Annotated in this window: 2 protein-coding genes; both read left to right on the top strand. The window is 35.5% G+C overall.

The genetic code is table 11. The features are described 5' to 3' along the window. The first annotated feature begins 55 nt into the window (after positions 1-55). Positions 56-622, top strand: coding sequence for a helix-turn-helix domain-containing protein (locus LC095_RS26565; protein ID WP_226530912.1), 567 nt, complete (start codon positions 56-58; stop codon positions 620-622). Continuing rightward, complete coding sequence (locus LC095_RS26560; RefSeq protein WP_226530913.1) at positions 523-1,446, top strand: IS3 family transposase; 924 nt, start codon at positions 523-525, stop codon at positions 1,444-1,446. Before LC095_RS26565 ends, LC095_RS26560 begins: the two co-directional genes overlap by 100 nt. The last annotated feature ends 31 nt before the right edge of the window (positions 1,447-1,477 follow it).

Genomic DNA, 1,477 nt, shown 5'->3' with positions numbered 1-1,477 from the left:
TGAACTGCACCCCAAAAGTTAGAGTAAAGAATCTAACTTTTGGGGTGTTTTATTAATGTCTAGATATGATGAAAAATTTAAGCTTATGGTAGTGAAAGAATATCAAGAAGGACAACTTGGATATAAACTGTTAGCTAAAAAACATTACATTAAGTCACATAAGCAAATCATTAATTGGGTAAAAAATCACGAGAAGTTTGGGCTTGAAGGGTTAATGAGGAAAAATCAGAACAAAACTTATTCTGTTCAATTCAAGCTGGATGTTATAAGCTTTATGGAAAGAACAGGATCTTCAGTAATCGACACAGCCCTGGAGTTTGGGCTAACAAATCCTCCTATGATAACTGCGTGGAAGAAAGCCTTTTTGGAGGGTGGTGCTGAGTCTCTGGATAGACCGAAAGGACGGCCACCTATGTCTGATAAAGCTAAGAATAAAGGAATTAAAAAAACAATTCAAGATAAAGAAATGACCTACGAACAAAAGTTGGAGAGAGAAAACGAGCTTCTTAGGTTAGAGGTAGAATACTTAAAAAAGTTACAAGCTTTTCAGATGAATCCGGAAGGTTATCTCGAAAAGCACAGGCGGCTTTATCGTTTGAACTCAAGGAAAAGTTCAAACTAAAAGACGTTCTAATAATAGTAGGAATTCCGGAATCTTCCTACCATTACCACATGAAAATGATGATGAAAGAGAATCCCAATCAGGAACTTGAAGAATGTATTCAATCCATTTTTGAGGACCATGAGGGTAACTATGGGTATCGTCGTATCTATTTGAACTTAAAGCAACGTGGTTTGATAATTAATCACAAGAAGGTACAGCGAATAATGAAAAAACTTGGACTCAAATGTGATAAATTCAGTAGAAAAACACGTAAGTATAGTTCTTATAAAGGAACTGTCGGAGCAATTGCCAAGAACCGCATTAACCGTCGTTTTCACACAAGTTTGTGTCATCAAAAATTAACAACAGATATCACAGAATTCAAGTGCTCAGATGGTAAACTTTATTTTAATCCAATCATGGATATGTTCAATAGTGAGATTGTTTCGTATGGGATAGGTATGCGACCAAACTTAGAATTGGCCATAAAACCTCTCGAAGAAGCTTTGGAAATTGTAAAAGAATCAAAATACAGAACCACAATTCATTCCGATCAGGGCTGGCATTATCAACATAAGAAATGGACAAAGACCCTAAAGAAACATAGGGTGTTCCAGAGTATGTCACGAAAGGGAAACTGTTTAGATAATTCACCTATGGAAAACTTTTTCGGATTAATAAAACAAGAAATGTATTATGGAGAAGCAATCTGCTCATTTGAAGAATTAAAAAAGAGAATTGAAGAATATATCATCTATTATAATAACAAGCGCATAAAGCAAAAATTGGCAGGCATGAGTCCGGTTCAATTCCGTATCCATACCAGCCAATTAGCCGCTTAATATAAAACTCTAACTTTTAGGGGTCACCACA

Origin of the sequence: Metabacillus niabensis, assembly GCF_020524345.1 — a bacterium.
GTDB classification, from domain to species: Bacteria; Bacillota; Bacilli; order Bacillales; family Bacillaceae; genus Metabacillus; species Metabacillus niabensis_B.
This window is presented reverse-complemented; position numbering and strand designations above follow the sequence as displayed.